We start from the raw sequence: 24445 nt of genomic DNA on the forward strand, positions 1-24445 counted from the left end.
CGATGACAGCACACAGCCCGAACCCCCGGAACAGAGCCGGTATTACTTCAGTAATATTACCGGGGACGATATTTTTTTTTACGCTGAACGGGAAAAGTATTCATGTTGCTCACCAAAAAAGCGGCATGCTTTATTTACCGGCGGGACTGAATCAGCTGGAAACACCCCAGGGACAATCTATCCAGTTTATTGCCTACCCGGGTAACAGCGGTGGTATTATTAATCCGTCACGCACCCGCTATTATTCCTACACTATTTATGACGACGAAATGTTGCATTCTCCGATGTTTAATTCACTGGTAAGGCAATTTGAATTTGACGGACATTATTATCAGGGGCCGCTGCGCACCAGTAATGCGGAGCTTATCGATAATAATGTTTTTAAATGTCAGTATCCGGGTGAAGTGGCTGACGTAAAAGCAGAGCTGGAAAGTTATGTTGCAGGTAAAAAGGGAATGATGACGGTTTGCTTTAATGAACCTGAGTTTCGTCAGTTTCTGAAATATCATCCCCGCGGGGTGAGTTCACTACCGGATAATACGATTATTACACCTGATCAGGATGCCGAAATTACGTTTACGTATCGTCTGCGCAATTTTAATTTTATCGATCCGCAATTACAGCAGGGTGAAAAAGAAATAGCGGCGATACTGACAGAATATCAGCACCAGCGGGATGTGAATAAAAAACGCGATATATACAACCGCTATCATACGGTTCTGATGTCTATGGCGCAGCACTACCGGCAGGCGACCTTGCGCCGGGAAAAAGATAATACCGCTGAAAAAGAGGAAGGCCGGAAATTCAGCGATTTTATTCAGGAATCAGGGGAAATCTTTGGTGCCGGGATATTGCCTCTTACAGAGGATGATTTACCCCCGGCACACTAATATACCCTTATTCATTCAAACTGCAGGTTCGTTGGCGGCGTGAATGACGTTGGGTATCGTGTTGCTGTTTTTATTCGGCAGGTCCGGCTTTCCGGCCCGGTTGCGCATCAAAACTGATTCCGTTTTTACCCGCACTGTCATTACACATGACATACAGATATGTCGGCATAATATCTGCCGGTGTTTTCAGTTTTTCTGATGCTTCATCAGGAAATGCACCGGCACGCATTGCGGTGCGTGTGCCGCCGGGATTAATGCAGTTGGTGCGCAGACCGGTTCCTGCATATTCCTGAGCGAGTACCTGCATCATGCCTTCTGTCGCAAATTTGGATACGGCATAAGCACCCCAGCCAGCGCGACCTTCACGACCCACACTGGATGATGTAAAGACCAGCGAACTTTGCGGTGCGCGCAGCAGCAGCGGCAGCAGTGCCTGTGTCAGCATAAAGGTGGCATTCACATTTACCTGCATCACATCCTGCCACAACTGCGGCGGTTGTTCCGTCATCGGTGCGACCACACCCAGAATACCGGCATTATGCAGAACACCATCAAGATGCGGTACGGCGTGTGCCAGAACAGCAGCAAAATCGCGGCACTGTTCTGCTGTCAGTGTCAGCAGGTCATGACAATAAATGCGGGGAGTGACACCGTATTTCTGTGCGATTTCATCACTGACAGTACGCAGTTTGCTCTCTGTACGCCCCGTCAGAATAAGTTCTGCGCCGTAGCGGGCGTAAGTGAGTGCCGCTTCACGGCCGATCCCGTCACCCGCTCCGGTTATCAGAATAACTTTATTTTGCAGGGCATCAGGTGAGGATGGGGTAAAGTGAGATACATCATTATTATGCATGGCAGATAACTCCGGAAAAGCGAATGGACGGGTATCACATCACAGGCGTGGCGTGAATCCATTTTTATCATACCGTCCTCAGGGCGTGATTGCCATCAAGGGTTACAAAACTAGTTGAGCATTTATCAGTTTTTTTTAGTTAAAATAGCGGCATTCAATTTTTCAGTATTAAGGTGTGCCGGTGGAGTTTCTCTCACAATACGGTTTGTTTCTTGCAGAAACCGTAACAATTGTTCTGGCAATCATTGCCATTGTTGTATTTTTTGTCATGCTCAGCATCCGTAAAGGGCAATCTTTGGGTAAATTGCGTCTGACTGATCTGGGGGAAAATTACCGCGACAGACAGCGTGAAATGCAGCATGCCCGCATGAGTGAAGCGGAGCAGAAAATCTGGAATAAAGCGTTTAAAAAACAACAAAAAAACGAAGATAAAAAAAGACAAAAACAATGCAAAAGACGGGCAGACCCGTTTACGCAAGCCATGTGTTTATGTGATTGACTTTAAAGGCAGCCTGGACGCACATGAAGTGGAGTCTCTGCGTGAGGAAATTACCATTATCCTGTCTGTCGCAGAAAGCGGGCTGGATGAAGTACTGATTCGCCTGGAAAGCCCGGGCGGGCTGGTTCATGCATATGGTCTGGCAGCGGCACAACTGACGCGCTTACGTGAGAAAAATATCCGTATCACGATCGCGGTGGATAAAGTAGCGGCCAGCGGCGGGTATATGATGGCGTGTGTGGCAGACAAAATTGTGGCTGCACCGTTTGCTATCCTCGGCTCGATTGGTGTGGTGGCACAGGTACCGAACATTCACCGTCTGCTCAAGAAAAATGATATTGATGTAGAGATGCATACAGCGGGTCAATACAAACGTACGCTGACCTTTATCGGACAGAATACAGATGAAGGGCGTGAAAAATTCCGTCAGGAACTGGATGAAACTCACGTTCTGTTTAAAAGCTTTGTGTCTGAGAATCGTCCGTCACTGGATATTGAAAAAGTGGCAACCGGTGAACACTGGTACGGCACACAGGCAAAAGATCTGGGACTGGTTGATGAAATCGCGGTCAGTGATGATTTAATTATCGCCGCAATACCTGACCACGAAGTGATTCAGGTGCGTTATTTCCGCCGCAGACGGCTTATCGATAAACTGACGCAAAGTGTTATGCTCAGTGCGGATCGTCTTATTCTGCGCTGGTGGCAGCGCGGTAACGGACCGGTCGGAAAATAACCGCAAATAAGCATAAAGTAACGGCAGCTCAGGCTGCCGTTATTGTTTTTGTCAGTTTATACCGGATATCATCTGTCAACCGACTAAATGATATTGCTCTGACATAGTATGTGCGAGATGTTTAAACATATTAAATACTGCGGCACTTTTGAGTGTCGGCAGGCCCTGGTCGTCTAAAAAGTATTCACCTTTAAAAACCAGTACGCCACATTTTTGTTCAACATCATCAGCGATCATTCCTTCAATGAAGTCGTCATGTTCCTGTATGATTTTATTCGCTTTTTCTAACAGTTCGGCTTTACCGGCGGCGATGGTTTCTTTTGGCATTTTGTGAACTCCTTTAAAAAATATTTTGTTGCGCATCACTATTTATCAGGTAAAGTGTGGGTTTTTCAAGATCCCCGCACTTTTGCGGGATGACTGCTTGCGTAATACACTTTAGCGACGGCGATATTAAAAAATACATCATTTCACGACAGATGTTTTGAGTTGAAACAAAGCATTAGTATAAAAAAGAGTTGATCTATTACGAAAGTGCCGCAATATAAAAGAAATGTATTTAACGCAAAAATTGGCGTTTTTATAACCGCCCCGAAAATTTAGGTAATGATAATTATGGGTAAAGCTCTGGTCATCGTGGAGTCCCCGGCAAAAGCCAAAACGATTAACAAGTATCTCGGCAAAGACTACGTGGTGAAATCCAGCGTCGGTCATATCCGGGATCTGCCGACAAGTGGTTCAGCGAGCCGTAAACCCGCTGTAGCAGGCGACAAAGTAAAAGACAAAGTCAAAAAAGTTAAAAAAGACGAACGCACTGCGCTGGTCAGCCGTATGGGTGTTGACCCGTTTAACGGCTGGGAAGCAAATTATCAGATCCTGCCGGGAAAAGAGAAGGTAGTATCAGAATTACAGCACCTTGCCAGTGACGCGTCTCACATCTATCTCGCGACGGACCTTGACCGCGAAGGGGAAGCCATTGCGTGGCACCTGCGGGAAGTGATCGGTGGTGATGACAGTCGTTTCAGTCGTGTTGTCTTTAATGAGATAACAAAAAATGCCATTACCCAGGCGTTTGAACAGCCCGGTGAACTGAATATTGACCGGGTGAATGCCCAGCAGGCGCGTCGTTTTATGGATCGCGTGGTCGGCTATATGGTGTCCCCGTTGCTGTGGAAAAAAATTGCCCGCGGTTTATCTGCCGGTCGTGTACAGTCGGTGGCCGTACGCCTGATTGTTGAGCGCGAGCGCGAAATTAAAGCCTTTGTGCCTGAAGAGTACTGGCAGATCCACGCCTTACTGTCTGATAAAACAGAACAGTTACGCATGGAAGTTGCACAGGAAAACGGCAAAGCCTTTAAACCGGTCAATGAGAAACAAACGCAAGCTGCGGTGACAAAACTGCAATCTGCGGCATACAAGGTTGTTGACCGGGAAGATCGCCCGACATCCAGCAAGCCCGGCGCACCTTTTATTACCTCCACGTTGCAGCAGGCTGCCAGTACCCGCCTGAGCTACGGCGTGAAAAAAACCATGATGATGGCTCAGCGTCTGTATGAAGCCGGACACATTACCTATATGCGTACCGACTCAACAAATCTGAGTCAGGATGCGATTGTGATGGCGCGGGAATATATCACTGAGAGTTTCGGTGATAAGTATCTCCCTGAAAATCCGAACATTTACAGTAATAAAGAAAATTCTCAGGAAGCGCACGAAGCTATCCGTCCGTCGGATATTACTATCACGGAAGCGGATTTGTCGGATATGGAGCCGGATGCCCGCCGTCTGTATCAGTTAATCTGGCGTCAGTTCGTGGCGTGTCAGATGATGCCGGCAAAATACGACTCCACCACACTGACAGTGGAAGCCGGTGATTTTAGTCTGAAAGCCAAAGGGCGCACATTGCGTTTCGACGGCTGGACCAAAGTCATGCCTGCGCTGCGCAAGAATGATGAAGACAGAACGCTGCCGCCGATTGAGGTGGGAACGGTCATGGCGCTGGACTCTCTGGAGCCTGCGCAGCACTTTACCAAGCCGCCTGCACGTTTCAGTGAAGCATCGCTGGTGAAAGAGCTGGAGAAACGTGGCATCGGGCGTCCGTCCACGTATGCCTCGATTATCTCTACTATCCAGGATCGCGGTTATGTCAAAGTGGAAAGCCGTCGTTTCTATGCAGAAAAAATGGGACAAATCGTCACGGACCGTCTGGAAGAGACGTTCGCTGAGCTGATGAACTACGATTTCACCGCGCGGATGGAAAACCAGCTTGACCACATTGCCAATAATGAGGCGCAATGGAAGTCCGTGCTGGATGAGTTTTTTGCCGATTTCAGTACGCAGCTTGATAAAGCGAGTCTGGAGCCGGAAGAAGGCGGTATGCGCACGAATCCGATGGTGATCACCTCGATTATCTGCCCGACCTGTGAACGTCCGATGGGGATCCGCACGGCATCGACCGGTGTATTCCTGGGCTGTTCCGGTTATGCGTTGCCGCCGAAAGAGCGCTGCAAACAAACTATCAACCTGATCCCTGAGCATGAAATTCTGAATATCCTCGAAGGGGATGATGCGGAAACAAATGCGCTGCGCGCCCGTCGCCGCTGCCCGAAATGCGGCACAGCGATGGACAGCTATCTTATCGACACCACCCGCAAAATGCATGTGTGCGGTAATAACCCGGAATGTGAAGGTTATGAAGTCGAAGAGGGCGAATTCCGCATTAAAGGGTATGAAGGCCCGGTTGTTGAGTGTGAGAAATGTGGCTCTGAGATGCACCTGAAAATGGGACGTTTCGGTAAATACATGGGTTGTACCAACGACGAATGTAAAAATACCCGCAAAATTTTACGCAACGGCGAAGTGGCACCACCGAAGGAAGATCCGGTGCCGTTACCGGAAATGCCGTGTGAAAAATCAGACGCTTACTTTGTTCTGCGTGATGGCGCAGCCGGTATTTTCCTGGCAGCGCATAACTTCCCGAAATCACGGGAAACCCGCGCACCGCAGGTGGCTGAGTTAGTCCGCTTTAAAGACCGTTTATCTGAAAAAATGCGCTATCTGGCGGATGCACCGGTTGCGGACCCGGAAGGGAACCCGACTACTGTGCGCTGGAGCCGTAAAACCAAGCAGCAGTATGTGGCATCGGATAAAGACGGAAAAGCGACTGGCTGGTCTGCATTTTATATCGACGGCAAATGGGTTGAAAAAACTAAATAAATTCGAACCTGTAGTTTGAATGAATAAAAATAAAAAACCAGTCAGATTATCGCTGACTGGTTTTTTTTTCGCCTGTTATTTATACCAAATGTAATGATTATAGCGATTTGTTATATATTCCTGACAAAAAAGACTAAGCACGGTGTAGTTTGATAACAGGCGTATCCGGCTGTAAGCGGGATACAGCAGGCGCTGCGTCTTATATTTTTTTAGCTGGTGTCTGTATGGGTTTTGTTATAATGTCGATAAATGGATTGTTGTTATAACAAAATGATTATTTATTACTTTTTGGTATAATTAAGACAATAACAAACTATACCCGACGTCATTTAAGGTGCTGGCTGACTGAGTGCGGCCAACGAACCTGCGGTTTGAATGAATAAGGGTATAAATACTGACAGCAGGTTATACGAATAGCCTGATGGATAGGCTCTGAGGGAATACCGGATGAAATTACAGCAGCTACGCTATATTGTGGAAGTGGTTAATCATAACCTGAATGTCTCTTCGACCGCAGAAGGGCTTTATACCTCGCAACCCGGTATCAGCAAGCAAATCCGTATGCTGGAAGATGAACTGGGTATGCAGATTTTTGCCCGCAGCGGCAAGCATCTGACCCATGTCACACCAGCGGGTGAGTCTGTGCTGCGGATCTCGCGTGAAGTGCTGGCAAAAATTGAAGCGATCAAAGCGGTCGCCGGAGAACACACTTATCCGGAGCAGGGCACACTCAGCATCGCCACCACCCATACGCAGGCGCGTTATGCACTGCCGCCGGTTATCAAAGGCTTTATTCAGCGCTACCCGCATGTCTCCCTGCATATGCAGCAGGGCACACCGACACAGATAGCAGAAGATGTCTGCAAGGGAAACAGTGACTTCGCTATTGCAACAGAAGCGCTGCATCTTTATAAAGATTTGATTATGCTGCCGTGCTATCAGTGGAACCGTGCTGTGGTGGTGTGTAAAGATCACCCGCTGGCGCATCGCCGTGACCTGACGATTGCCGATCTCGCTGACTATGAAATTGTTACCTATACACATGGCTTCACCGGGCGTTCGGAGCTGGACAATGCGTTTGAAAAACTGGGTCTGAAACCAAAAGTGGTGTTCACCGCAACAGACGCGGATGTGATAAAAACCTATGTCCGTCTGGGGCTGGGGATAGGGGTTATTGCCAGTATGGCAGTTGATCCGGAGATTGATAAAGACCTGGTCTGCATTGATATGCGGGATAAATTCAGCTACAGCACCACTAAAATAGGTTTCCGGCGCGGCAGTTTCCTGCGCACCTATATGTATGATTTTATCTGGCGTTTCGCGCCGCATCTGACCCGGGATGTCGTGGATAAAGCCATCGCACTGCGCTCTAATGATGATATTGAAGCCATGTTTAAAGATATTACACTGCCGATTGTCTGAACCGGTCTGTAAAGCAACAGTACATGACCCGGAAAGTTATGATTATACGGATGAGTGTTATTACGCAGGAACGGATATCCTGAAAACGTATCAAATTTACAGAAATGAATATGATAATCAAAAGGATATGGTGAAATCAATAACGCTGGGTGTTGATCAGTCGCTGACGGATTACGGCACTACAGTGAATCTGGATTATAAATGGAAAGGCGTTAACCACCTGACAATGATACAGTTTTTCAATGGCGGGTTGGACACTATCACCTTTGATTATAATGGTAAGGGAACGACAGTATTGATGGAGCGCAGTCCTGATTAGGGAGCAATCACTTGTCTGAATGATTGGTTTTTTATTACATGCGATTACATTTAGTTAACAAACTGTGCGCCGATCACCACACTATTTGCGGGAGTATGATACCCTTATAGATACAATAATAAGGATGATATCTGTTTAACCCGCACACATCATGGTGGAGGCGTTATGTCGTTAACCTTAAAGCAACAATGTGAAAGCCGGCTGACGGTCGGCTCACAACATTATCAAATCTACAGTCTCTCTCTTCTCGCTGACCTGCTCGGCAATCTCGATAAACTACCCAAATCACTAAAAGTATTGGCTGAAAACCTGCTGCGTAACCTTGATGGTGACAGTGTTCAGAATGCGGATTTACAGGCGCTGATCGACTGGCAGAAGAGCGGTTCGGCGGATCACGAAATTGCCTTCCGGCCTGCGCGTGTTCTGATGCAGGATTTCACCGGGGTTCCGGCAGTGGTGGATCTGGCGGCAATGCGTCAGGCTATCCGTGCGCTGGGCGGCAAAGAAGAGAAAGTGAACCCGCTGTCACCGGTTGATCTGGTGATTGACCACTCGGTGATGGTGGATGAATACGGCAGTGATCAGGCTTTTGCCGGTAATGTGGACATCGAGATGTCGCGCAATAATGAGCGTTATCGTTTTCTGCGCTGGGGACAACAGGCGTTTGACCGCTTTCGTGTTGTGCCGCCGGGCACCGGAATTTGTCACCAGGTCAATCTGGAATACCTGGGGAAATCCGTCTGGTATGAAACCCGCGACGGCAAAACTTATGCGTACCCGGACACATTGGTGGGTACAGATTCCCATACCACTATGATTAACGGGCTGGGTGTACTGGGCTGGGGTGTCGGCGGTATTGAAGCTGAAGCCGCGATGCTCGGACAACCTGTCTCCATGCTTATCCCGGATGTGGTCGGGTTTAAACTGACAGGGCAGTTGCGCGAAGGGATCACGGCGACAGATCTGGTTCTGACGGTCACGCAGATGTTGCGCAAACACGGCGTGGTCGGCAAATTTGTGGAGTTTTATGGTGACGGATTGGCGCAACTGCCGCTGGCAGATCGCGCAACTATTGCCAATATGTCGCCGGAATATGGTGCGACCTGCGGCTTTTTCCCGGTGGATGACGTGACGCTGGATTATATGCGGCTGACCGGGCGCAGCGACGATGAAATTGCCCTGACGCAAGCGTACTGCAAGGCGCAGGGGCTGTGGCGCTACGCCGGAGACGAGCCGCGCTTTACCTCCGGTATGGCATTGGATCTGGCGACAGTGGAAACCAGCCTGGCGGGACCAAAACGCCCGCAGGATCGCGTGGTACTGGCTCAGGTACCGGCAGCATTTCAGGCAGCACTTGATCTGGAACTGAATAAAAAGCCGCTGGCGGATAAAATACAGGGCGGGGACAATACTGCCCCTGAAGATGGCGCGGTGGTGATCGCGGCAATCACTTCCTGTACCAATACATCGAATCCGGGCGTGCTGATGACCGCCGGTTTGCTGGCAAAAAATGCAGTTGAGAAAGGTTTAACCCGCAAGCCCTGGGTAAAAACGTCACTGGCACCAGGCTCTAAAGTGGTCACTGATTATCTGAATGCCGCCGGGCTTACACCGTATCTGGATACCCTGGGTTTTAATCTTGTCGGCTATGGCTGTACAACCTGTATCGGTAATTCAGGTCCGCTGGATGCGGATGTTGAAGCGGCAATCAAAGATAATGACCTGACAGTCGGCGCGGTGTTATCAGGAAACCGCAACTTTGAGGGACGCATTCATCCGCTGGTAAAAACGAACTGGCTGGCGTCTCCGCCGCTGGTGGTCGCCTATGCACTGGCAGGAAATCTGCACTGCAATCTTGAAACCGATCCGCTGGGATATGATAAACAGGGTAACCCGGTCTGGTTAAAAGATATCTGGCCGGATAATGCCACAATTGCCGCAGCGGTGGAAAACGTCAAAACCGCGATGTTCCGCAAAGAATATGCCGCTGTATTTGAGGGTGATGAACAGTGGCAGGCGCTGCCGGTAGAAAATACCCCGGCGTATCAGTGGCAGGCGGACTCAACCTATATCCGCCATCCGCCGTATTTTGAGGGAATGCCGCCTGAACCTGCTCCGGTTAAAGACGTGAAACAGGCGCGTATCCTGGCGATACTCGGGGATTCTGTCACAACTGACCACATTTCACCGGCAGGGAATATTAAAGCAGACAGTCCTGCCGGGCGCTATTTGCAGGCTCACGGTGTGGCACCGGCAGATTTTAACTCCTACGGCTCGCGACGCGGAAACCATGAAGTGATGGTGCGCGGTACATTTGCCAATATCCGTATCCGCAATGAAATGGTACCGGGTACCGAGGGCGGATTTACCCGTCATATTCCGTCCGGTGAGACACTGTCTATATTTGATGCCGCTATGCGCTATCAGGATGAAAAAACGCCGCTGGTCGTGGTGGCAGGGAAAGAGTACGGCTCCGGCTCCAGCCGTGACTGGGCGGCGAAAGGCACAAATTTGCTCGGCGTAAGAATGGTACTTGCCGGGTCTTATGAGCGCATCCACCGTTCTAACCTGATCGGGATGGGAATACTGCCGCTGGAATTTCCGGCGGGTACCGACCGCCATACTATGGGGCTGACCGGCGAAGAGCTGATTGATGTAGGCGGGTTAAATATTGTTGAGCCTAAGCAGGTTGTTCCGGTACGAATCACGTATGCGGACGGACGGGTGACGGAGCTGAATGCATTGTGTCGTATTGATACTCAGACGGAGCTGGCCTATTACCGCCACGGCGGAATTTTGTGCTATGTGATCCGCCAGATGTTGCAGTCATAGTTGCAACCATCAAAAAAACAAAGCGCGGTCTTTACAGCCGCGCTTTTACTATTCATGTCAGGGATGTTCAGCACGTTATCAGTGTTTACAGCCCGGGGCCTGGCACAGTAAATGCCCCATTTTTTCGGCTTTGGTATCAAGGTAATGGGCATTTGACGGGTTACGTCCGACAATCAGCGGCACGCGTTCAGTGATATTGATCCCCGCCTGTGTCAGGATCGCGACTTTTTCCGGATTATTGGTCAGCAGACGGATCGCACTGATATCCAGCAGTTTATACATGTCAGCACATAAGGTAAAATCGCGTTCATCGGCGGCAAAGCCCAGTTTCTGGTTTGCTTCCACCGTATCCAGACCGGTATCCTGTAAGGCATACGCGCGGATTTTATTCAGCAGACCAATATTCCGGCCTTCCTGACGGTGATAAAGTAATACACCACGACCTTCTTCTGAAATCTGCTTCAGTGCGGCTTCCAGCTGAAAACCACAGTCACAGCGCAGACTGAACAGTGCATCACCGGTTAAACATTCGGAATGAACACGGGATAATACCGGAGTATCACCACTGATATCACCAAACACCAGTGCTACGTGGTCGTGCCCGGTGGCGATTTCTTCAAAACCGACCATTAAAAACTCGCCGAACGGAGTAGGCAATTTGGCTTGTGCAACACGTTTTAACTGCAATTTATCATTCATGATATAATTAACTCATTGATATAAATATCGTATTTTAACGCTGGTAACAATAACGCTGATAATAATAATGGCGATTACAGTACCTGCGCCGCCCGGGAAATGAAACTGACATCCATTTTCCGGGTCAAATAACTGAACATGACCATAGTAGTACAAGACATTGACAAAATAACATTTATTTTAACAGGAATAATTAACCAGCAATGAAAAACGTAACAAAACCCTTCATTATTGTCTTTGTTTTATTACTTTTGTTGCCGCTGGTGATGCTGCTGACCGGCTGGCGCTGGCAACCTGCCGGTGATGACGATTTGTTGCGCGGGTTATGGTATCTGACGGATACGGCAGCGAATCCGCTGGCCATTATTGTATCTGTCTTCTTTTGTTTTTTGTTTATTGGTTTGTTTCCCGGTAGCAGAAAGCAGGCTGTGCGCCTTGCGGCGATGATGCTGATAGTGATTGCGGCAGGTCAGGGGGTTAAAGTCGTGATGAAAAATACCCTGCAGGAGCCACGTCCTTATGTCGCCTGGCTGGCACAGCAGCACATTATTACGGAAACTGATTTTTATGCACTGTCCCGGACTGAGCGCGCTCAATTGCTGGAAAACAGACTGTCAAACCATTATCAGATCCCGGGCTGGCAGTTAAAGCACTGGCAGAGTGAAACCGGGTATGCGTTTCCGTCCGGTCATGCCTTATTCGCCGGTGCGTGGTCAATGCTGTTATTTGCTTTCTTCTGGGCGCAGCGGCGTACGGGGATAGCGATGGTGATTCTTCTCTGGGGGATTCTGGCACAATACAGCCGCATGGTGCTGGGGATGCACTGGCCGTCTGATATTATTATGTCAGTGATTATTAATGGGTTACTTGTGGGCGGCCTGTTTTTATGGCTCAATAAACAGAGCGGAAAAGAGGTATTATGATATAATCACATCCCGCTGAAACCGTTGTCGGTTTTTTGTATAAATTGAGGCAAAACAGCGGGGAAAAGCCCGGAAGCACAATAAATTACTTTTATTCCCGTACAGGGAAATGGTAACGTAAGGGGTTAGTCTGTCCGTAAGATGCGGAATGCAAACCCTGATACCTGATAATAGGAATGCCGGTGAAATATTTTCTGATTTTTATCCTTGTTCTGGTGGTTTTCATCATTTCGGTGACACTGGGCGCAAATAATGATCAGGTAGTCACATTTAATTATCTGATTGCGCAGGGACAGTATTCTGTTTCCACCTTGCTGGCGGTGCTGTTCGGCACAGGGTTTGTGCTGGGATGGATTGTCTGTGGCCTGTTTTATTTACGTCTGCGGTTATCGCTGGCCCGTGCCCGCCACCGGATCAAGCGTCTGGAAGCTGACCAGACTGCGCCGTCTTCCGGGTCGGTTGCGGTGCAGGACACCACTAAGGAATAAGCATTATGCTTGAGCTGTTGTTTCTTCTGTTACCTATTGCCGCCGCCTATGGCTGGTACATGGGGCGACGCAGCGCACAGCAGAATCAACAGCAGCATGCTGACCGCCTGTCACGCGATTACGTGGCAGGGGTAAACTTTTTACTGTCTGATCAGCAGGATAAAGCCGTTGATTTGTTCCTCGATATGCTCAAAGAGGACAGCTCCGCTTTTGAGGCGCACCTGACGCTGGGTAACTTATTCCGCTCGCGCGGTGAAGTGGAACGCGCCATCCGCATCCATCAGTCCCTGATGGAAAGTGCCTCTCTCTCTTACGAACAACGCCTTCTCGCCACTCAGCAACTGGGGCGCGACTATGTTGCCGCCGGTGTGTATGACCGCGCAGAAGCGCTGTTTTTACAGCTGATTGATGAAGCTGATTTCAGACAAAGCGCACTCCAGTCCCTGTTATCCATCTACCAGTCCACCAGTGACTGGAGCAAAGCCATTGATGTCGCAGAAAAACTCCTCAAACAAGGCGATACCGGGCAGCGGGAGAATATTGCTAATTTTTATTGTGAACTGGCTTTGCAGGCACTGGGCAGTGATAACACAGACGGCGCGTTTGCCTGCCTGTCAAAAGCGGCCGGAGCCGATAAAAACTGTGCCCGGGTGTCTATTATGCAGGGGCGCATCTATATTGATCGTGGTGATTATCAAAAGGCCGTTGATGTATTGAAACGGGTTTTTGATCAGGACAAAGAGATGGTCAGCGAAACGCTGCCCATGCTGGAAATTTGTTATACAAAGCTGGAGCAGCCGGCGGAATGGGCGGAATATCTGCTGACCTGTTCGGATGAAAATATCGGGGCAACGGCTGAGCTTTATCTTGCTGATATTATTGAAAAACAGGAAGGTCCTGAGATGGCGATCACCTATGTGAACCGCCAGTTACAGCGCCATCCGACAATGCGTTTGTTCTGCCGCCTGATGGAATATTATCTGTCAGAAGCAGAAGAAGGCCGCGCCAAAGAGAGCCTCGGTCAACTGCGCAACATGGTGGGTGAACAAATCCGTACCAAACCGGATTACCGCTGCGGCAAATGCGGGTTTACCTCCCACGCCCTGTACTGGCATTGTCCGTCCTGCCGGTCATGGGATACTATCAAGCCTATCAGGGGTTTGGACGGACAGTGACAACGTCACATTTACCCGTATCATCCACGAAACCACAGGTAATAAATTCATGACATCTCTCATGTTACGCGCCGGGAATGCAAAAATTGCATCACCTGTCATTGTTGCGCTTGATTACGACAATCTGAATAACGCCCTGGAATTTGCTGACCGCATCGATCCCTCGCAGTGCCGCCTGAAAGTCGGCAAAGAGCTGTTTACGTTATACGGACCGGATTGTGTCCGCGCATTGCAACAGCGCGGGTTTGAGGTGTTTCTCGACCTGAAATTCCATGATATCCCGAATACCACGGCTCACGCCGTGCGGGCAGCGGCTGAGTTGGGGGTCTGGATGGTTAATGTCCACGCATCCGGTGGTGCGCGGATGATGACCGCAGCGAAAGAGATCCTGCAACCATTCGGTAAAGATGCACCGCTGCTGATTGCCGTGACTGTACTGACCAGTATGGAGCAGAGTGACCTCGCCGGTATCGGGCTGGATATATCTCCGGCAGAGCAGGCATTGCGCCTCGCCCGTCTGACAAAGGATTGCGGGCTGGATGGTGTGGTGTGCTCCGCACATGAAGCACAATTACTGAAGCAGTCTCTTGGTCAGCGTTTTAAATTAGTGACGCCGGGGATCCGCCCCGAAGGCAGCGATGCCGGTGATCAGCGCCGTATCATGACGCCGTGTGCTGCTGTCAGCGCCGGGGTGGATTATATGGTTATAGGACGTCCGGTTACCCGCAGCGACGACCCGCTGGCGGCATTGCAGGCAATTAATGCCTCATTGGGAGTATGACAATGGATAACAATTCACGGCTGGTGTATTCCACGGAAAGCGGACGTATCGATGAGCCGCAGCTAAAAGCCGAACGCCCTAAAGGGGACGGTATTGTCCGTATTCAGCGCCAGACCAGTGGTCGCAAAGGCAAGGGTGTTTGCCTGGTTACAGGTCTTGACCTTGATGATGCTGCGCTGACCAAACTGGCTGCGGAATTAAAAAAAACGCTGCGGCTGCGGCGGTGCGCTGAAAGACGGTATAATTGAAATCCAGGGCGATAAGCGGGATTTACTCAAAGAATTGCTGGAAGGAAAAGGCTTTAAAGTCAAACTTGCCGGTGGCTGAGTGTGCTGGTCTGCATTAACCTAAATATCTGTTGTCAGTGATGAGCATTCAACATATTAAAACAGCTGTTACAGACTAAATAACGGCTTTTTTTGTATCACCTCAGAAGTTTGGGGTTCTGATGAACCCGCAGTGCGTCCAGTACTAACGAAAATGCCGGAGATGGCTGCTTGCGGCTGGGATAATACAGGTAGTAGCCGGGAAATGGTCTGCACCATTGTTCCAGTACGCGGATCAGATGCCCGTTTTCAATATGTGCGCCAAACTCTTCTTCCGGTAAAAAAGCAATCCCCAGTCCTGCAAGTGCAGCATCAACAATATGTTCAGATGTATTAAAAATAAGCTGTCCGCTGACGCGTACATTAAGATCCCCCTCATCCTGATCGAAATCCCAGATATACAATCCGCCGGACGTGATCATCCGTTGATTTATGCACCGGTGTTGTATCAGATCATGCGGTGTTTCAGGGACAGGATAACGCGAGAAATAATCCGGAGATGCTACTGCGGCCATCCGCAATTCCGGGCTTATGGATACTGCTATCATGTCTTTATCAATTGTGTCACCCAGCCGGACGCCGGCATCAAAACGGTCTGCCACAATATCGCGGAAACCATGGTTTGCGTCGAATTCGATATTAATATCCGGATACTCGCGTAACAAGGGCATCAGTTTTGGCAACAGCGTGTTATGCAAAATATTGGGTCCGCAGGTGATGCGGACCATACCCGCCGGTTTATCACGCAATTCAGTCAGCATGTCCAGTTCAGCTTCAATCTCATCAATGCGATTACCTATCGCCAGCAGCAGCCGTTCCCCGGCCGAAGTCGGTGACACACTGCGGGTGGTACGTGTCAGCAGGCGAATTTGCATACGCTCTTCAAGTGCGGAAATCGCCTGGCTGATGGCTGGCTGAGTTACACCCAATTGTGCCGCTGCACGGGTAAAACTGCGTTCACGCGCGACAGTGACAAAATAAAGAAGGTCATTCAGATTGCGTTTCATGAGGCAGACTCTTTTTTTATTAATAAGCATAAGTTATAACCCCATTAACTATTCATTAGCTAGTAATAATGTATCCGGCATGTAAAATTTACGGCAAGAGATGAGTAAGCGGTGGCGGATAAAATATAGTTTTCCTTTCATTTTTCTTTTATTTTTTTCTTCATTTTTTCTTTTTCGGCGTTATTCCTGAGAATAGCGTCCGGTCCCGGCTTATCTGAAAGTAGCCGGGAACTACCCGGAGTAAGCAATTTATGGTCACATTATCGGATGATATATCTCCTCACAAAGAGCGCGCGCACTGGAGTGGTGTTTTTGCCATGACGTTGTGCATCTTTGCACTGATTGCATCTGAATTTATGCCTGTCAGCCTGTTGACGCCCATATCGGAAGATTTAGGTGTCAGTGAAGGATTAGTCGGACAAGGGATCGCTGTTTCCGGCGTATTTGCTGTGCTGACAAGCCTCTCTATATCTACCTTGGCTGGGTCTGTCAGCCGAAAGATGTTGCTGTTAGGCATGACAGGATTGATGGCATTTTCAGGTGCAATTATCGCATCAGCTCCCGGTTATCTGATTTATATGGTTGGGCGGGCTCTGATTGGTATATCTATCGGCGGGTTTTGGTCATTGTCTGCCGCCACCGCTATTCGCCTGGTTCCGAAGCATCAGGTACCCCGTGCACTGGCTGTTTTTAACAGCGGAAATGCGTTGGCAACCGTTATAGCTGCGCCACTCGGGAGTTATCTTGGCTCTGTCATCGGCTGGAGAGGGGCATTTTTTTGCATTGTACCCGTCGCGGTGATTGCATTTATCTGGCAATGGTTCAGTTTGCCGGCATTGAAAACGGATAAAAGTGATAAGCGTACAGGCTCTGTTTTCCGTCTTTTTGCTAATCCGCTTGTTGCTGTCGGGCTTGCGGCTTGCGGATTATTCTTTATGGGCCAGTTTTCGTTGTTTACCTATCTGCGACCATTCCTTGAGACAGTTACGCAGGTAGATATTAATACGCTGTCGCTCATTTTACTGACTATCGGCGTAACCGGTTTTATTGGCACCCTGGTGGTTGGTGCATTTTTGAAATCCGGTTTTTATTTCACACTTATCACTATTCCGTTACTGATGGCCGCAATTGCCGGAGCACTGATCGCTTTTGGTCAGAGTGTGTGGATTGTTGCCCTGCTGCTTGGTTTATGGGGATTAGTCGCCACCGCTGCACCTACCGGCTGGTGGACCTGGATCACCAACACTCTGCCGGAGGATGCGGAAGCCGGCGGTGGTCTGATGGTTGCCATCGTTCAACTGTCAATCGCGCTGGGATCTACTCTCGGTGGTTTGGCATTTGACCACAGCGGTTATCAAAGTTCTTTCACCATCAGTATGATTTTATTAGTAATAGCGGCTGTCCTGGCTTTATTAACATCACGCAAAGATACCAGTCAAACTAACTGAGGATTATCCTGTGAGAAAATTTACTATATTGTTAGGGCTGTTAATCAGCTCATTTGCTGCAACAGGCGCTGATATGTCTGACGGGGCAGATAATTTTTACAAGAGCGATAAAGTAACCCTGCAAAAAGTGACCTTTAAAAATCAATACCAGATGAATGTCGCCGGTAATCTATTTATACCTGAGGGAATGGATCAGAGCACTAAAAATCCGGCAATTATCATTGGTCATCCGATGGGAGCGGTAAAAGAACAAAGTTCAAATCTCTATGCGCAGAAACTGGCGGAACAAGGATTTGTAACACTGGCGATTGATCTTTCCTTCTGGGGGGAGAGTGACAGAAAACCCGGTCATCTGATTTCCCCGGAAATTTATGCGGATGATTTTAGTGCTGCCGTCGATTATCTGAGTACGCTGCCTTACATCTCTCCTGAGAGAATTGGCGTACTGGGTATCTGTGGCAGCGGAAGCTTCGTGATCAGTGCCGCTAAAATTGACCCGAGAATGAAGGCCATTGTCACGGTCAGCATGTATGACATGGGCGCAGCTTTCCGCAATGGCCTTCATCACTCGATTACGTCTGAACAGCGAAATGTGTTTATTAAATCTGTAGCAGAGCAGCGTTTTGCCGAATTTAATGGCGCAGATATTGCCTATACCCCGGGAACGGTTAACAAGCTTGATGATTCCACATCTGCGATTCAGCGGGAATTCTTCGATTTTTACCGTACACCACGGGGTGGTTATACGCCACAGGGCGGGAAAGAAGAGTTGACAACAAAGCCAATGTTAAGCAGTACAGCTAAATTTATGAACTTTTATCCGTTCAACGATATCGAGACTATCTCGCCACGCCCGATGCTGTTTATCACCGGTGATAAGGCACATTCGAAAGAATTCAGCGAAGATGCTTACAAACGTGCAGGACAGCCGAAAGAGTTATACATCGTGCCGGGTGCGGGCCATGTAGATTTGTATGATCGTACTGATCTCATCCCTTTTGCTAAGCTGGCATCGTTCTTTAACGCTAACCTTAAATAATATCCGAATCCACATCCGGAAGAGTGTGGCTAATTATTTGCAGGGGGCTTCATATGAAATATCCGTGTGCTTTAATATTCTGCCTGCTTGCGGCGGTTACCTTTGCCTGCTACGCCGGAACCCCGGCCCGGACTCCTGAGGAAAATGCGATGATGGTGACAATGAACATTAATGACCAGCAATTTGTCGTCAGGCTTCATAATAGTCCGGCGGCTAAAGCATTTGTTAATGCTTTACCTTTGCAACTTGGGATGGATGAGTTAAATGGCAATGAAAAGTTCGCGGATCTTCCTTATGATCTGCTTTCTGACCCGGTGCATCCGGGGGCCATTCAGGCAGGAGATCTTATGTTGTACGGTACGCACACGCTGGTTTTGTTCTATGAATCATTTCAATCCTCGTATCGCTATACACCTATCGGGAAAGTTATTAATCCGGAAAATCTTCCTGCAGTGATGGTCAGAAAGAGAGTATGGGTTGGGTTTAATGACGATTAATATACAAGGCAAAAAGGTGTAATGATTTTTTTGCGGAAGGCGATTTACTGTGCAGTCAGGTATCGGGAGTGGTGATAAAAACTGGCTCATCAGTATTATAGTATCCTGATGAACCAGCAATTTTATGATGAATATTACGGCGTGGTGACAAACAACAAACTCAGACCGGGCGTGCCAGAATGTTCCGTGTTTCCATTTTCACTTCTGCAATTTTCACCGGGATAATATCATTAAGGCGATAACGGACTTCACCGTTGATAAGCACTGAGCCGGTTTCCTGGCTGCACTGTAATTCATCTTTTACCGGATGGATAAAAGTACCCGGGATAAAGGCAACAGCGCCGTTTTCTGTCAGACGGACACGGATACCACCACGGGTGATATCAATAATCTCTGCCGGGAACGGTGTGTCAGTACCCGCGTAAGGGTGAAGATAACGGGCGTATAACCAGTCTCCGACATCCCGCTCAGCCATACGGTTGGCACGACGGCGCTCCGCCAGATGTTCCGCCAGTTTTTCAGCCGGTTTTTCGGCCGGTTTACCGGCGATAATGGCTTTGAGCAACCGGTGATTGAGGATATCACTGTATTTGCGGATCGGTGATGTCCAGGTGGCGTAACCATCCAGTCCGAGGCCGAAGTGCGGGCCTCTTTCCATTCTGACTTCCGCAAATGTCTGGAAGCGGCGGATACGGCTGTCGAGGAACTGTGTCGGCTGGTTATCCAGCTCACGGCGCAGGCGGCAGAAGCCATCCAGAGTCAGTAGCTCTTCTGCGGTGAAATGAATACCGTTTTCTGCCAGCAGCACCACGGCCTGGTCAACCGTCAGCGGGTCAAGACCGGTATGCACGTTATACACACCAAAGCCCAGTTCTTTATCAAGCACGACTGCCGCGCAGATATTGGCAGTGATCATGGCTTCTTCCACGATGCGGTTGGCACTGCGGCGCTGCTCTGCAACGATATTTGTGACCACACCATTCTCATCGAGAATAAAGCGGAAATCCGGTCTTTCTTTAAAGACCAGCGCATGAGTTTCGCGCCACTGGTGACGGCGCTGATACATTTCCTGTAACAGCGCAATCTGCTGACGGATAGTGTCATTGACAGCGAGGCGGTCTTCCACGCCTTCCAGCAGGTCAGAGACATCGTCATAAGCCAGTTTGGCTTTGGACTCAACCCACGCAGCAAAGAAAGTGGCATCATCTGCCAGTGATCCGTCTTCATTTATGGAAATCTGACACACAATCGCAGGGCGGCGGACATGAGGATGCAGAGAGCAGAGGTCGTCGGACAGATTACGCGGCAGCATCGGGATATTAAAGCCCGGCAGGTAATTGGTAAATGCGCGTTTATGTGCGATAGCATCCATCTCACTGTCCGCAGGGATGTAAGCGGTCGGATCAGCGATAGCAATGGTCAGGCGAAGCTGGTTGTTATCACCTCTGGTGATATAAAGCGCATCATCCATATCTTCAGTGGATGCATTGTCAATGGTGACAAAATCGAGCTCTGTCAGGTCAGTACGGGGCAGGTCGTCATCAGCCAGTGTGGCATCAACCGGCTCCGGCTCTTTCAGTGCATGCTGGTGACGGGTAAGTGTGACCCACCACGGCGCGTAATGATCATCGGCATCTGTAATAAACCCGGTAATTTCAGCATGGAAACTGCGGTCACCCTTTAACGGATGGCGGCGCATTTCAGCTACGGCCCAGTCACCTTGTGCGAACGTGTGTTCAACCTCTTTCGCCGGGCGGCAGGGGATTGAATCTTTTAACAAAGGATGGTCAGGAATTATCCAGAGACGTTCATCATTTTCTTTGCGTTGTACACGTCCGACAAAGCGGTCAAGGAACGGCAAAACCAGTGTTTCAGGCTCCGCGACATCTTTATTATTCACGCTATGAATAGCGGCAGTAATGCGGTCACCGTGCATGACTTTTTTCATGTGTGGCGGCGGAATAAAATAGGATTTTTGTCCGTCAACTTCGAGGAAACCGTAGCCTTTGTCGGTACCTTTCACGATACCTTCGACACGCAGTGTTTGACCGTGGAGCTGTTGCTTTAGCTGATTTAACAGCGGGTTATCTTGAAACATAGGATCCCGTACTGGTTGGGTGATCAAATTTGATGTTATTTTTACGCGAATTCACGCTGTCCGCAAGCACAGAGGGCAATTTCTGTTTAATCCGCAGTGAATTATTCCTCCGGATAGACTTTTTCGCCGAATTCACATAAATCTTCAATAATACATGAGCCGCAGCGCGGTTTGCGGGCAATACAGGTATAACGCCCGTGCAGTATAAACCAATGATGACAGTCGACCTTAAACTCTGCCGGAACAACCCGCAATAATTTTTGTTCCACTTCATCCACATTTTTACCGGGGGCAAATTTTGTGCGGTTACAGACCCGGAAAATATGGGTATCAACGGCAATGGTCGGCCAGCCGAATGCGGTATTGAGTACGACATTGGCGGTTTTCCGCCCGACACCGGGCAGCGCTTCAAGTGCCGCGCGATCTTCAGGAACCTCACTGTTATGGAGTTCAACCAGCATCCGGCAGGTTTTAATCACATTTTCAGCTTTAGTATTAAATAACCCGATAGTTTTGATATAGGTTTTTACGCCGTCCACACCCAACGCGAGTATGGACTGCGGAGTGTTGGCTACCGCATAAAGCGGACGGGTGGCTTTATTGACGCTCACATCAGTCGCCTGAGCGGATAACAAAACAGAGATAAGCAGTTCAAACGGCGAACTGAACATCAGTTCTGTGGTGGGCTGCGGGTTGTTATCCCGCAGGCGGGTCAGAATTTCAATACGTTTTTCTTTATTCATAACGACATTGGCTCATTAATCCTGAATCATTTTATCTGACAAGATGGCTTCCGCATCCTTTTTCAGTTTCATATACTCTTACGTCTGACGCATTTTTGCGTTTTTTCATCTTTTCATCAATAAGATACTTGGCGGCAAGCATTAAGCCAAGCCCGATAAATGCGCCCGGCGGCAACATCGCCAGTAAAAACGGGGTATCGAGATGCAATATATCTACCCGCAGGACTTTTGCCCAGTCACCGAGCAGCAGATCAGCACCGTCAAACAGAGTGCCGTTTCCGAGAATTTCCCGCATAGCGCCGAGCACAAACAGCGCGGCAGTTGACCCCAGCCCCATCGCAAGACCATCTATTGCGGAAGGAAAAACGGCATTTTTTGCCGCAAATGCCTCGGCGCGGCCAATCACAATGCAGTTGGTGACTATAAGCGGGATAAATATACCGAGTGACTGATATAGCCCGAATGCATAGGCGTTGATCAGCAACTGAACGGCGGTCACGACAGAGGCAATCAGCATTACGTAAATCGGGATGCGGATTTCCGACGGGATCCAGCGGCGCAGAGCAGACACGGCAATATTGGTGCAGCAGAGCACCAGGGTGGTTGCCAGCCCCAGTCCCAGTGCGTTTGTGACCGTGGAGGACACCGCAAGCAGCGGGCACAACCCCAGCACCTGAACCAGTGCGGAGTTATTTTTCCATAAACCATCGGCGAATAACGTTTTGACCTGACTCATTATTCTGCTCCGCAGTGTGGTAATTCAGTTAATTGTGGCGGCAATGTCTGTATATACACAGCCGTTTTTCTCACGGCATTAACAACCGCCCGTGGCGTGATCGTTGCACCGGTGAACTGATCGAAATCCCCGCCGTCTTTTTTGACTGCCCAGTGCGGATCAGCGGCTGAATCCACATGTTTGCCGCTCAGTGTGGTGATCCAGTCTGAAATCCGGGTATCAATTTTATCCCCCAGCCCCGGGGTTTCTTTATGCTCAGTTACCCGGCTGCCCAGTACAGTCTGGTTAAAATCAGCGGCAACCAGTAGCTGAATGGCGCCTGAATAGCCATCCGGCGCGGTGGATTCAAGGACTGCCGCAACCGGTTCACCATTTTTGCGGGCAACATACAGGCGGTGTGGCAGATTATTGCCCAGCATCGGGTCGGTCACAAGATAACACTCTGCAATCATATCGTTATCATACATGCCGGCGGGCAGAATTTGGGCAAACAGGGCTTTTTGCTGCTCAGCCGCCTGCTGCTCAATCGCCGGTTTGGTCAGTGTATAGACAAACCCGCTCAGACCGGTGGTTCCGGCGGCAAACAGGGCGAGGATCAACCCGTAACGGCGCAATGTGGCAATCATTTATTTCCCCGTTTATGCCCGTAAACACGGGGTTGTGTATAGGTATCAATCAGCGGCACCGTAATATTGGCGAGCAGAACAGAAAATGCAACAGCATCCGGATACCCGCCGTAAACGCGGATAACCCATAATAAAAGACCAATCAGCGCGCCGTAAATCAGGCGACCGCGCGGGGTGGTGGAAGCAGTAACCGGGTCTGTGGCGATAAAAAATGCACCCAGCATGGTAGCCCCTGAAAACAGCTGCATAACCGGCGTGGAAAAATGCTCTGCATCCATCAGATAGCCGGTGGCTGCCAGTACAGCAAGCGTTCCCAGCATTGCCACCGGTACCTGCCAGGCTATTACGCGGCGGTTCAGCAGAATACAGCCGCCGATAAGATACCCGATATTAATCCACTGCCAGCCAATCCCGGCAACAGAACCCTGCAATACCGGTTGTGAGAGGATCTCATTCATATCACGGGTCAGCAGTCCGGTTTTAAAGCTGTCCAGCGGCGTTGCCTGACTCATGCCGTCGGCACCCGCGCGTAACTGCTCTAATGTCAGCCCCTGATCGGATAATCCGCTGAAAATCACATGCAGACTATCACTGACTGAAATCGGCATGATTTGCAGGCTTTCAGGCGGCAGCCAGCTTGTCATCTGGACCGGGAAGGAGATAAGCAGCACCACATAACCGACCATGGCGGGGTTAAACGGGTTCTGACCCAGCCCGCCATACAGGTGTTTGGCGATAATCACGGCAAAGAATGTGCCGGTGACAATCAGCCACCAGGGGGCGAGTGGCGGAATACTGACCGCAAGGAGCACCGCAGTGACCAGCGCAGAGTTATCTTTCAGATAAGGCATAACCGGCTGTTTGCGCAGACGGATAGCAACACTTTCGGCAACAATGGCCGTGGTGACGGCAATCAGTATCTGAATAAGTGTCCCGATCCCGAAGAACCAGAGCTGTGCGGCAACGCCCGGCAGCATGGCGATAACAACCCACAGCATGATGGCGGACGTATTGTCGCGGTTATGTGTAAACGGTGACCCTGCGATTTTCAGCCGGTGCGGTGTATTTGAGTTAACGGGTCTGAATTTCATG

Annotated in this window: 21 protein-coding genes and 2 pseudogenes; 14 read left to right on the plus strand and 9 right to left on the minus strand. The window is 49.4% G+C overall.

All coding sequences use genetic code 11. The features are described 5' to 3' along the window. Window positions 1-2: 2 nt before the first annotated feature. The gene (locus AYY16_RS03435) at window positions 3-890 is read left to right on the plus strand and encodes a hypothetical protein (RefSeq protein ID WP_235846200.1); all 888 of its coding nucleotides are present in this window, start codon (window positions 3-5) and stop codon (window positions 888-890) included. Between the two features lie 70 nt (window positions 891-960). On the opposite strand, the gene AYY16_RS03440 is transcribed toward AYY16_RS03435, so the two are convergent. Next, window positions 961-1743 (minus strand): YciK family oxidoreductase, encoded by a 783-nt coding sequence (locus AYY16_RS03440; RefSeq protein WP_067362113.1) that lies wholly within the window; start codon window positions 1741-1743, stop codon window positions 961-963. 181 nt (window positions 1744-1924) lie between these two features. Between AYY16_RS03440 and sohB the strand changes: the two are divergent. Further along, a pseudogene (gene sohB, locus AYY16_RS03445) lies at window positions 1925-2978 on the plus strand (protease SohB). Window positions 2979-3053: 75 nt separating this feature from the next. On the opposite strand, the gene AYY16_RS03450 reads toward sohB, so the two are convergent. After that, on the minus strand, window positions 3054-3305 hold the full coding sequence (locus AYY16_RS03450; protein ID WP_067362116.1) for a DUF2498 family protein: 252 nt from the start codon (window positions 3303-3305) through the stop codon (window positions 3054-3056). Window positions 3306-3593: 288 nt separating this feature from the next. Between AYY16_RS03450 and topA the strand changes: the two genes are divergently transcribed. The 4 genes from topA to acnA all read left to right on the plus strand — a co-directional run bounded on the left by topA (window position 3594) and on the right by acnA (window position 10767). Beyond that, entirely contained in the window at window positions 3594-6194 is a 2601-nt protein-coding gene (gene topA / locus AYY16_RS03455) for a type I DNA topoisomerase (protein WP_067364616.1), read from the plus strand. Window positions 6195-6641: 447 nt separating this feature from the next. Continuing rightward, window positions 6642-7616 carry an HTH-type transcriptional regulator CysB gene (cysB, locus tag AYY16_RS03460; protein ID WP_067362119.1) on the plus strand — a complete coding sequence of 325 codons (975 nt, stop codon included), beginning with the start codon at window positions 6642-6644 and terminating at the stop codon, window positions 7614-7616. A 127-nt stretch (window positions 7617-7743) separates the two neighbouring features. Next, complete coding sequence (locus AYY16_RS20120) at window positions 7744-7935, plus strand: hypothetical protein (RefSeq protein WP_150384708.1); 192 nt, start codon at window positions 7744-7746, stop codon at window positions 7933-7935. Window positions 7936-8100: 165 nt separating this feature from the next. Beyond that, window positions 8101-10767: an aconitate hydratase AcnA gene (acnA, locus tag AYY16_RS03470; protein WP_067362124.1), complete on the plus strand. Its 2667-nt coding sequence runs from the start codon at window positions 8101-8103 to the stop codon at window positions 10765-10767. A gap of 78 nt (window positions 10768-10845) precedes the next feature. On the opposite strand, the gene ribA is transcribed toward acnA, so the two are convergent. After that, window positions 10846-11454 (minus strand): GTP cyclohydrolase II, encoded by a 609-nt coding sequence (gene ribA, locus AYY16_RS03475; protein ID WP_067364619.1) that lies wholly within the window; start codon window positions 11452-11454, stop codon window positions 10846-10848. A 215-nt stretch (window positions 11455-11669) separates the two neighbouring features. On the opposite strand from ribA, the gene AYY16_RS03480 reads away from it, so the two are divergent. The 5 genes and pseudogenes from AYY16_RS03480 (at window position 11670) to yciH (ending at window position 15160) form a co-directional block, all read left to right on the plus strand. After that, window positions 11670-12389: a phosphatase PAP2 family protein gene (locus AYY16_RS03480; protein WP_067362127.1), complete on the plus strand. Its 720-nt coding sequence runs from the start codon at window positions 11670-11672 to the stop codon at window positions 12387-12389. Window positions 12390-12571: 182 nt separating this feature from the next. Further along, window positions 12572-12877 carry a LapA family protein gene (locus AYY16_RS03485; protein ID WP_067364622.1) on the plus strand — a complete coding sequence of 102 codons (306 nt, stop codon included), beginning with the start codon at window positions 12572-12574 and terminating at the stop codon, window positions 12875-12877. A gap of 5 nt (window positions 12878-12882) precedes the next feature. Continuing rightward, a complete protein-coding gene (lapB, locus tag AYY16_RS03490) occupies window positions 12883-14052 on the plus strand; it encodes a lipopolysaccharide assembly protein LapB (RefSeq protein WP_067362130.1) in 1170 nt (389 codons plus the stop codon). A gap of 49 nt (window positions 14053-14101) precedes the next feature. Further along, complete coding sequence (gene pyrF / locus AYY16_RS03495; RefSeq protein ID WP_067362133.1) at window positions 14102-14833, plus strand: orotidine-5'-phosphate decarboxylase; 732 nt, start codon at window positions 14102-14104, stop codon at window positions 14831-14833. Then, window positions 14830-15160: pseudogene (gene yciH, locus AYY16_RS03500) on the plus strand (stress response translation initiation inhibitor YciH). Before pyrF ends, yciH begins: the two are co-directional and overlap by 4 nt. Before the next feature lie 97 nt (window positions 15161-15257). Here yciH and AYY16_RS03505 read toward each other — a convergent pair. Continuing rightward, complete coding sequence (locus AYY16_RS03505) at window positions 15258-16166, minus strand: LysR family transcriptional regulator (protein WP_067362136.1); 909 nt, start codon at window positions 16164-16166, stop codon at window positions 15258-15260. Window positions 16167-16417: 251 nt separating this feature from the next. On the opposite strand from AYY16_RS03505, the gene AYY16_RS03510 reads away from it, so the two are divergent. The 3 genes from AYY16_RS03510 to AYY16_RS03520 are packed head-to-tail and all read left to right on the plus strand — an operon-like array spanning window position 16418 to window position 19150. Then, window positions 16418-17614 carry an MFS transporter gene (locus AYY16_RS03510; RefSeq protein ID WP_067362139.1) on the plus strand — a complete coding sequence of 399 codons (1197 nt, stop codon included), beginning with the start codon at window positions 16418-16420 and terminating at the stop codon, window positions 17612-17614. A 10-nt stretch (window positions 17615-17624) separates the two neighbouring features. Beyond that, window positions 17625-18653 (plus strand): alpha/beta hydrolase, encoded by a 1029-nt coding sequence (locus AYY16_RS03515; RefSeq protein WP_067362142.1) that lies wholly within the window; start codon window positions 17625-17627, stop codon window positions 18651-18653. 53 nt (window positions 18654-18706) lie between these two features. Further along, on the plus strand, window positions 18707-19150 hold the full coding sequence (locus tag AYY16_RS03520) for a cyclophilin-like fold protein (RefSeq protein ID WP_223861153.1): 444 nt from the start codon (window positions 18707-18709) through the stop codon (window positions 19148-19150). 160 nt (window positions 19151-19310) lie between these two features. Here the strand turns inward: AYY16_RS03520 and AYY16_RS03525 are convergent, their stop codons facing one another. From AYY16_RS03525 to rsxD, 5 genes are all read right to left on the minus strand, one after another. Continuing rightward, a complete protein-coding gene (locus tag AYY16_RS03525; RefSeq protein WP_067362145.1) occupies window positions 19311-21248 on the minus strand; it encodes an exoribonuclease II in 1938 nt (645 codons plus the stop codon). A 101-nt stretch (window positions 21249-21349) separates the two neighbouring features. Continuing rightward, window positions 21350-21991 carry an endonuclease III gene (gene nth / locus AYY16_RS03530; RefSeq protein ID WP_067362148.1) on the minus strand — a complete coding sequence of 214 codons (642 nt, stop codon included), beginning with the start codon at window positions 21989-21991 and terminating at the stop codon, window positions 21350-21352. Between the two features lie 31 nt (window positions 21992-22022). Beyond that, complete coding sequence (locus tag AYY16_RS03535) at window positions 22023-22727, minus strand: electron transport complex subunit E (protein ID WP_067362151.1); 705 nt, start codon at window positions 22725-22727, stop codon at window positions 22023-22025. Then, window positions 22727-23353, minus strand: coding sequence for an electron transport complex subunit RsxG (rsxG, locus tag AYY16_RS03540; RefSeq protein ID WP_067362154.1), 627 nt, complete (start codon window positions 23351-23353; stop codon window positions 22727-22729). Before rsxG ends, AYY16_RS03535 begins: the two co-directional genes overlap by 1 nt. Next, complete coding sequence (gene rsxD, locus AYY16_RS03545) at window positions 23350-24444, minus strand: electron transport complex subunit RsxD (RefSeq protein ID WP_067362157.1); 1095 nt, start codon at window positions 24442-24444, stop codon at window positions 23350-23352. The genes rsxG and rsxD overlap by 4 nt, the downstream gene beginning before the upstream one ends. Window position 24445 lies beyond the last annotated feature (1 nt).

This window comes from Morganella psychrotolerans, assembly GCF_001676155.1.
GTDB lineage: Bacteria > Pseudomonadota > Gammaproteobacteria > Enterobacterales > Enterobacteriaceae > Morganella > Morganella psychrotolerans.

Excerpts from the sequence above, each read along its gene's own strand:
- AYY16_RS03435 (WP_235846200.1), top strand. The coding sequence starts at position 3 with ATGACAGCACACAGCCCGAACCCCCGGAACAGAGCCGGTATTACTTCA.
- AYY16_RS03440 (WP_067362113.1), bottom strand. The coding sequence starts at position 1,743 with ATGCATAATAATGATGTATCTCACTTTACCCCATCCTCACCTGATGCC.
- AYY16_RS03450 (WP_067362116.1), bottom strand. The coding sequence starts at position 3,305 with ATGCCAAAAGAAACCATCGCCGCCGGTAAAGCCGAACTGTTAGAAAAA.
- topA (WP_067364616.1), top strand. The coding sequence starts at position 3,594 with ATGGGTAAAGCTCTGGTCATCGTGGAGTCCCCGGCAAAAGCCAAAACG.
- cysB (WP_067362119.1), top strand. The coding sequence starts at position 6,642 with ATGAAATTACAGCAGCTACGCTATATTGTGGAAGTGGTTAATCATAAC.
- AYY16_RS20120 (WP_150384708.1), top strand. The coding sequence starts at position 7,744 with ATGGTGAAATCAATAACGCTGGGTGTTGATCAGTCGCTGACGGATTAC.
- acnA (WP_067362124.1), top strand. The coding sequence starts at position 8,101 with ATGTCGTTAACCTTAAAGCAACAATGTGAAAGCCGGCTGACGGTCGGC.
- AYY16_RS03480 (WP_067362127.1), top strand. The coding sequence starts at position 11,670 with ATGAAAAACGTAACAAAACCCTTCATTATTGTCTTTGTTTTATTACTT.
- lapB (WP_067362130.1), top strand. The coding sequence starts at position 12,883 with ATGCTTGAGCTGTTGTTTCTTCTGTTACCTATTGCCGCCGCCTATGGC.
- pyrF (WP_067362133.1), top strand. The coding sequence starts at position 14,102 with ATGACATCTCTCATGTTACGCGCCGGGAATGCAAAAATTGCATCACCT.
- AYY16_RS03505 (WP_067362136.1), bottom strand. The coding sequence starts at position 16,166 with ATGAAACGCAATCTGAATGACCTTCTTTATTTTGTCACTGTCGCGCGT.
- AYY16_RS03510 (WP_067362139.1), top strand. The coding sequence starts at position 16,418 with ATGGTCACATTATCGGATGATATATCTCCTCACAAAGAGCGCGCGCAC.
- AYY16_RS03520 (WP_223861153.1), top strand. The coding sequence starts at position 18,707 with ATGAAATATCCGTGTGCTTTAATATTCTGCCTGCTTGCGGCGGTTACC.
- AYY16_RS03525 (WP_067362145.1), bottom strand. The coding sequence starts at position 21,248 with ATGTTTCAAGATAACCCGCTGTTAAATCAGCTAAAGCAACAGCTCCAC.
- nth (WP_067362148.1), bottom strand. The coding sequence starts at position 21,991 with ATGAATAAAGAAAAACGTATTGAAATTCTGACCCGCCTGCGGGATAAC.
- AYY16_RS03535 (WP_067362151.1), bottom strand. The coding sequence starts at position 22,727 with ATGAGTCAGGTCAAAACGTTATTCGCCGATGGTTTATGGAAAAATAAC.
- rsxG (WP_067362154.1), bottom strand. The coding sequence starts at position 23,353 with ATGATTGCCACATTGCGCCGTTACGGGTTGATCCTCGCCCTGTTTGCC.
- rsxD (WP_067362157.1), bottom strand. The coding sequence starts at position 24,444 with ATGAAATTCAGACCCGTTAACTCAAATACACCGCACCGGCTGAAAATC.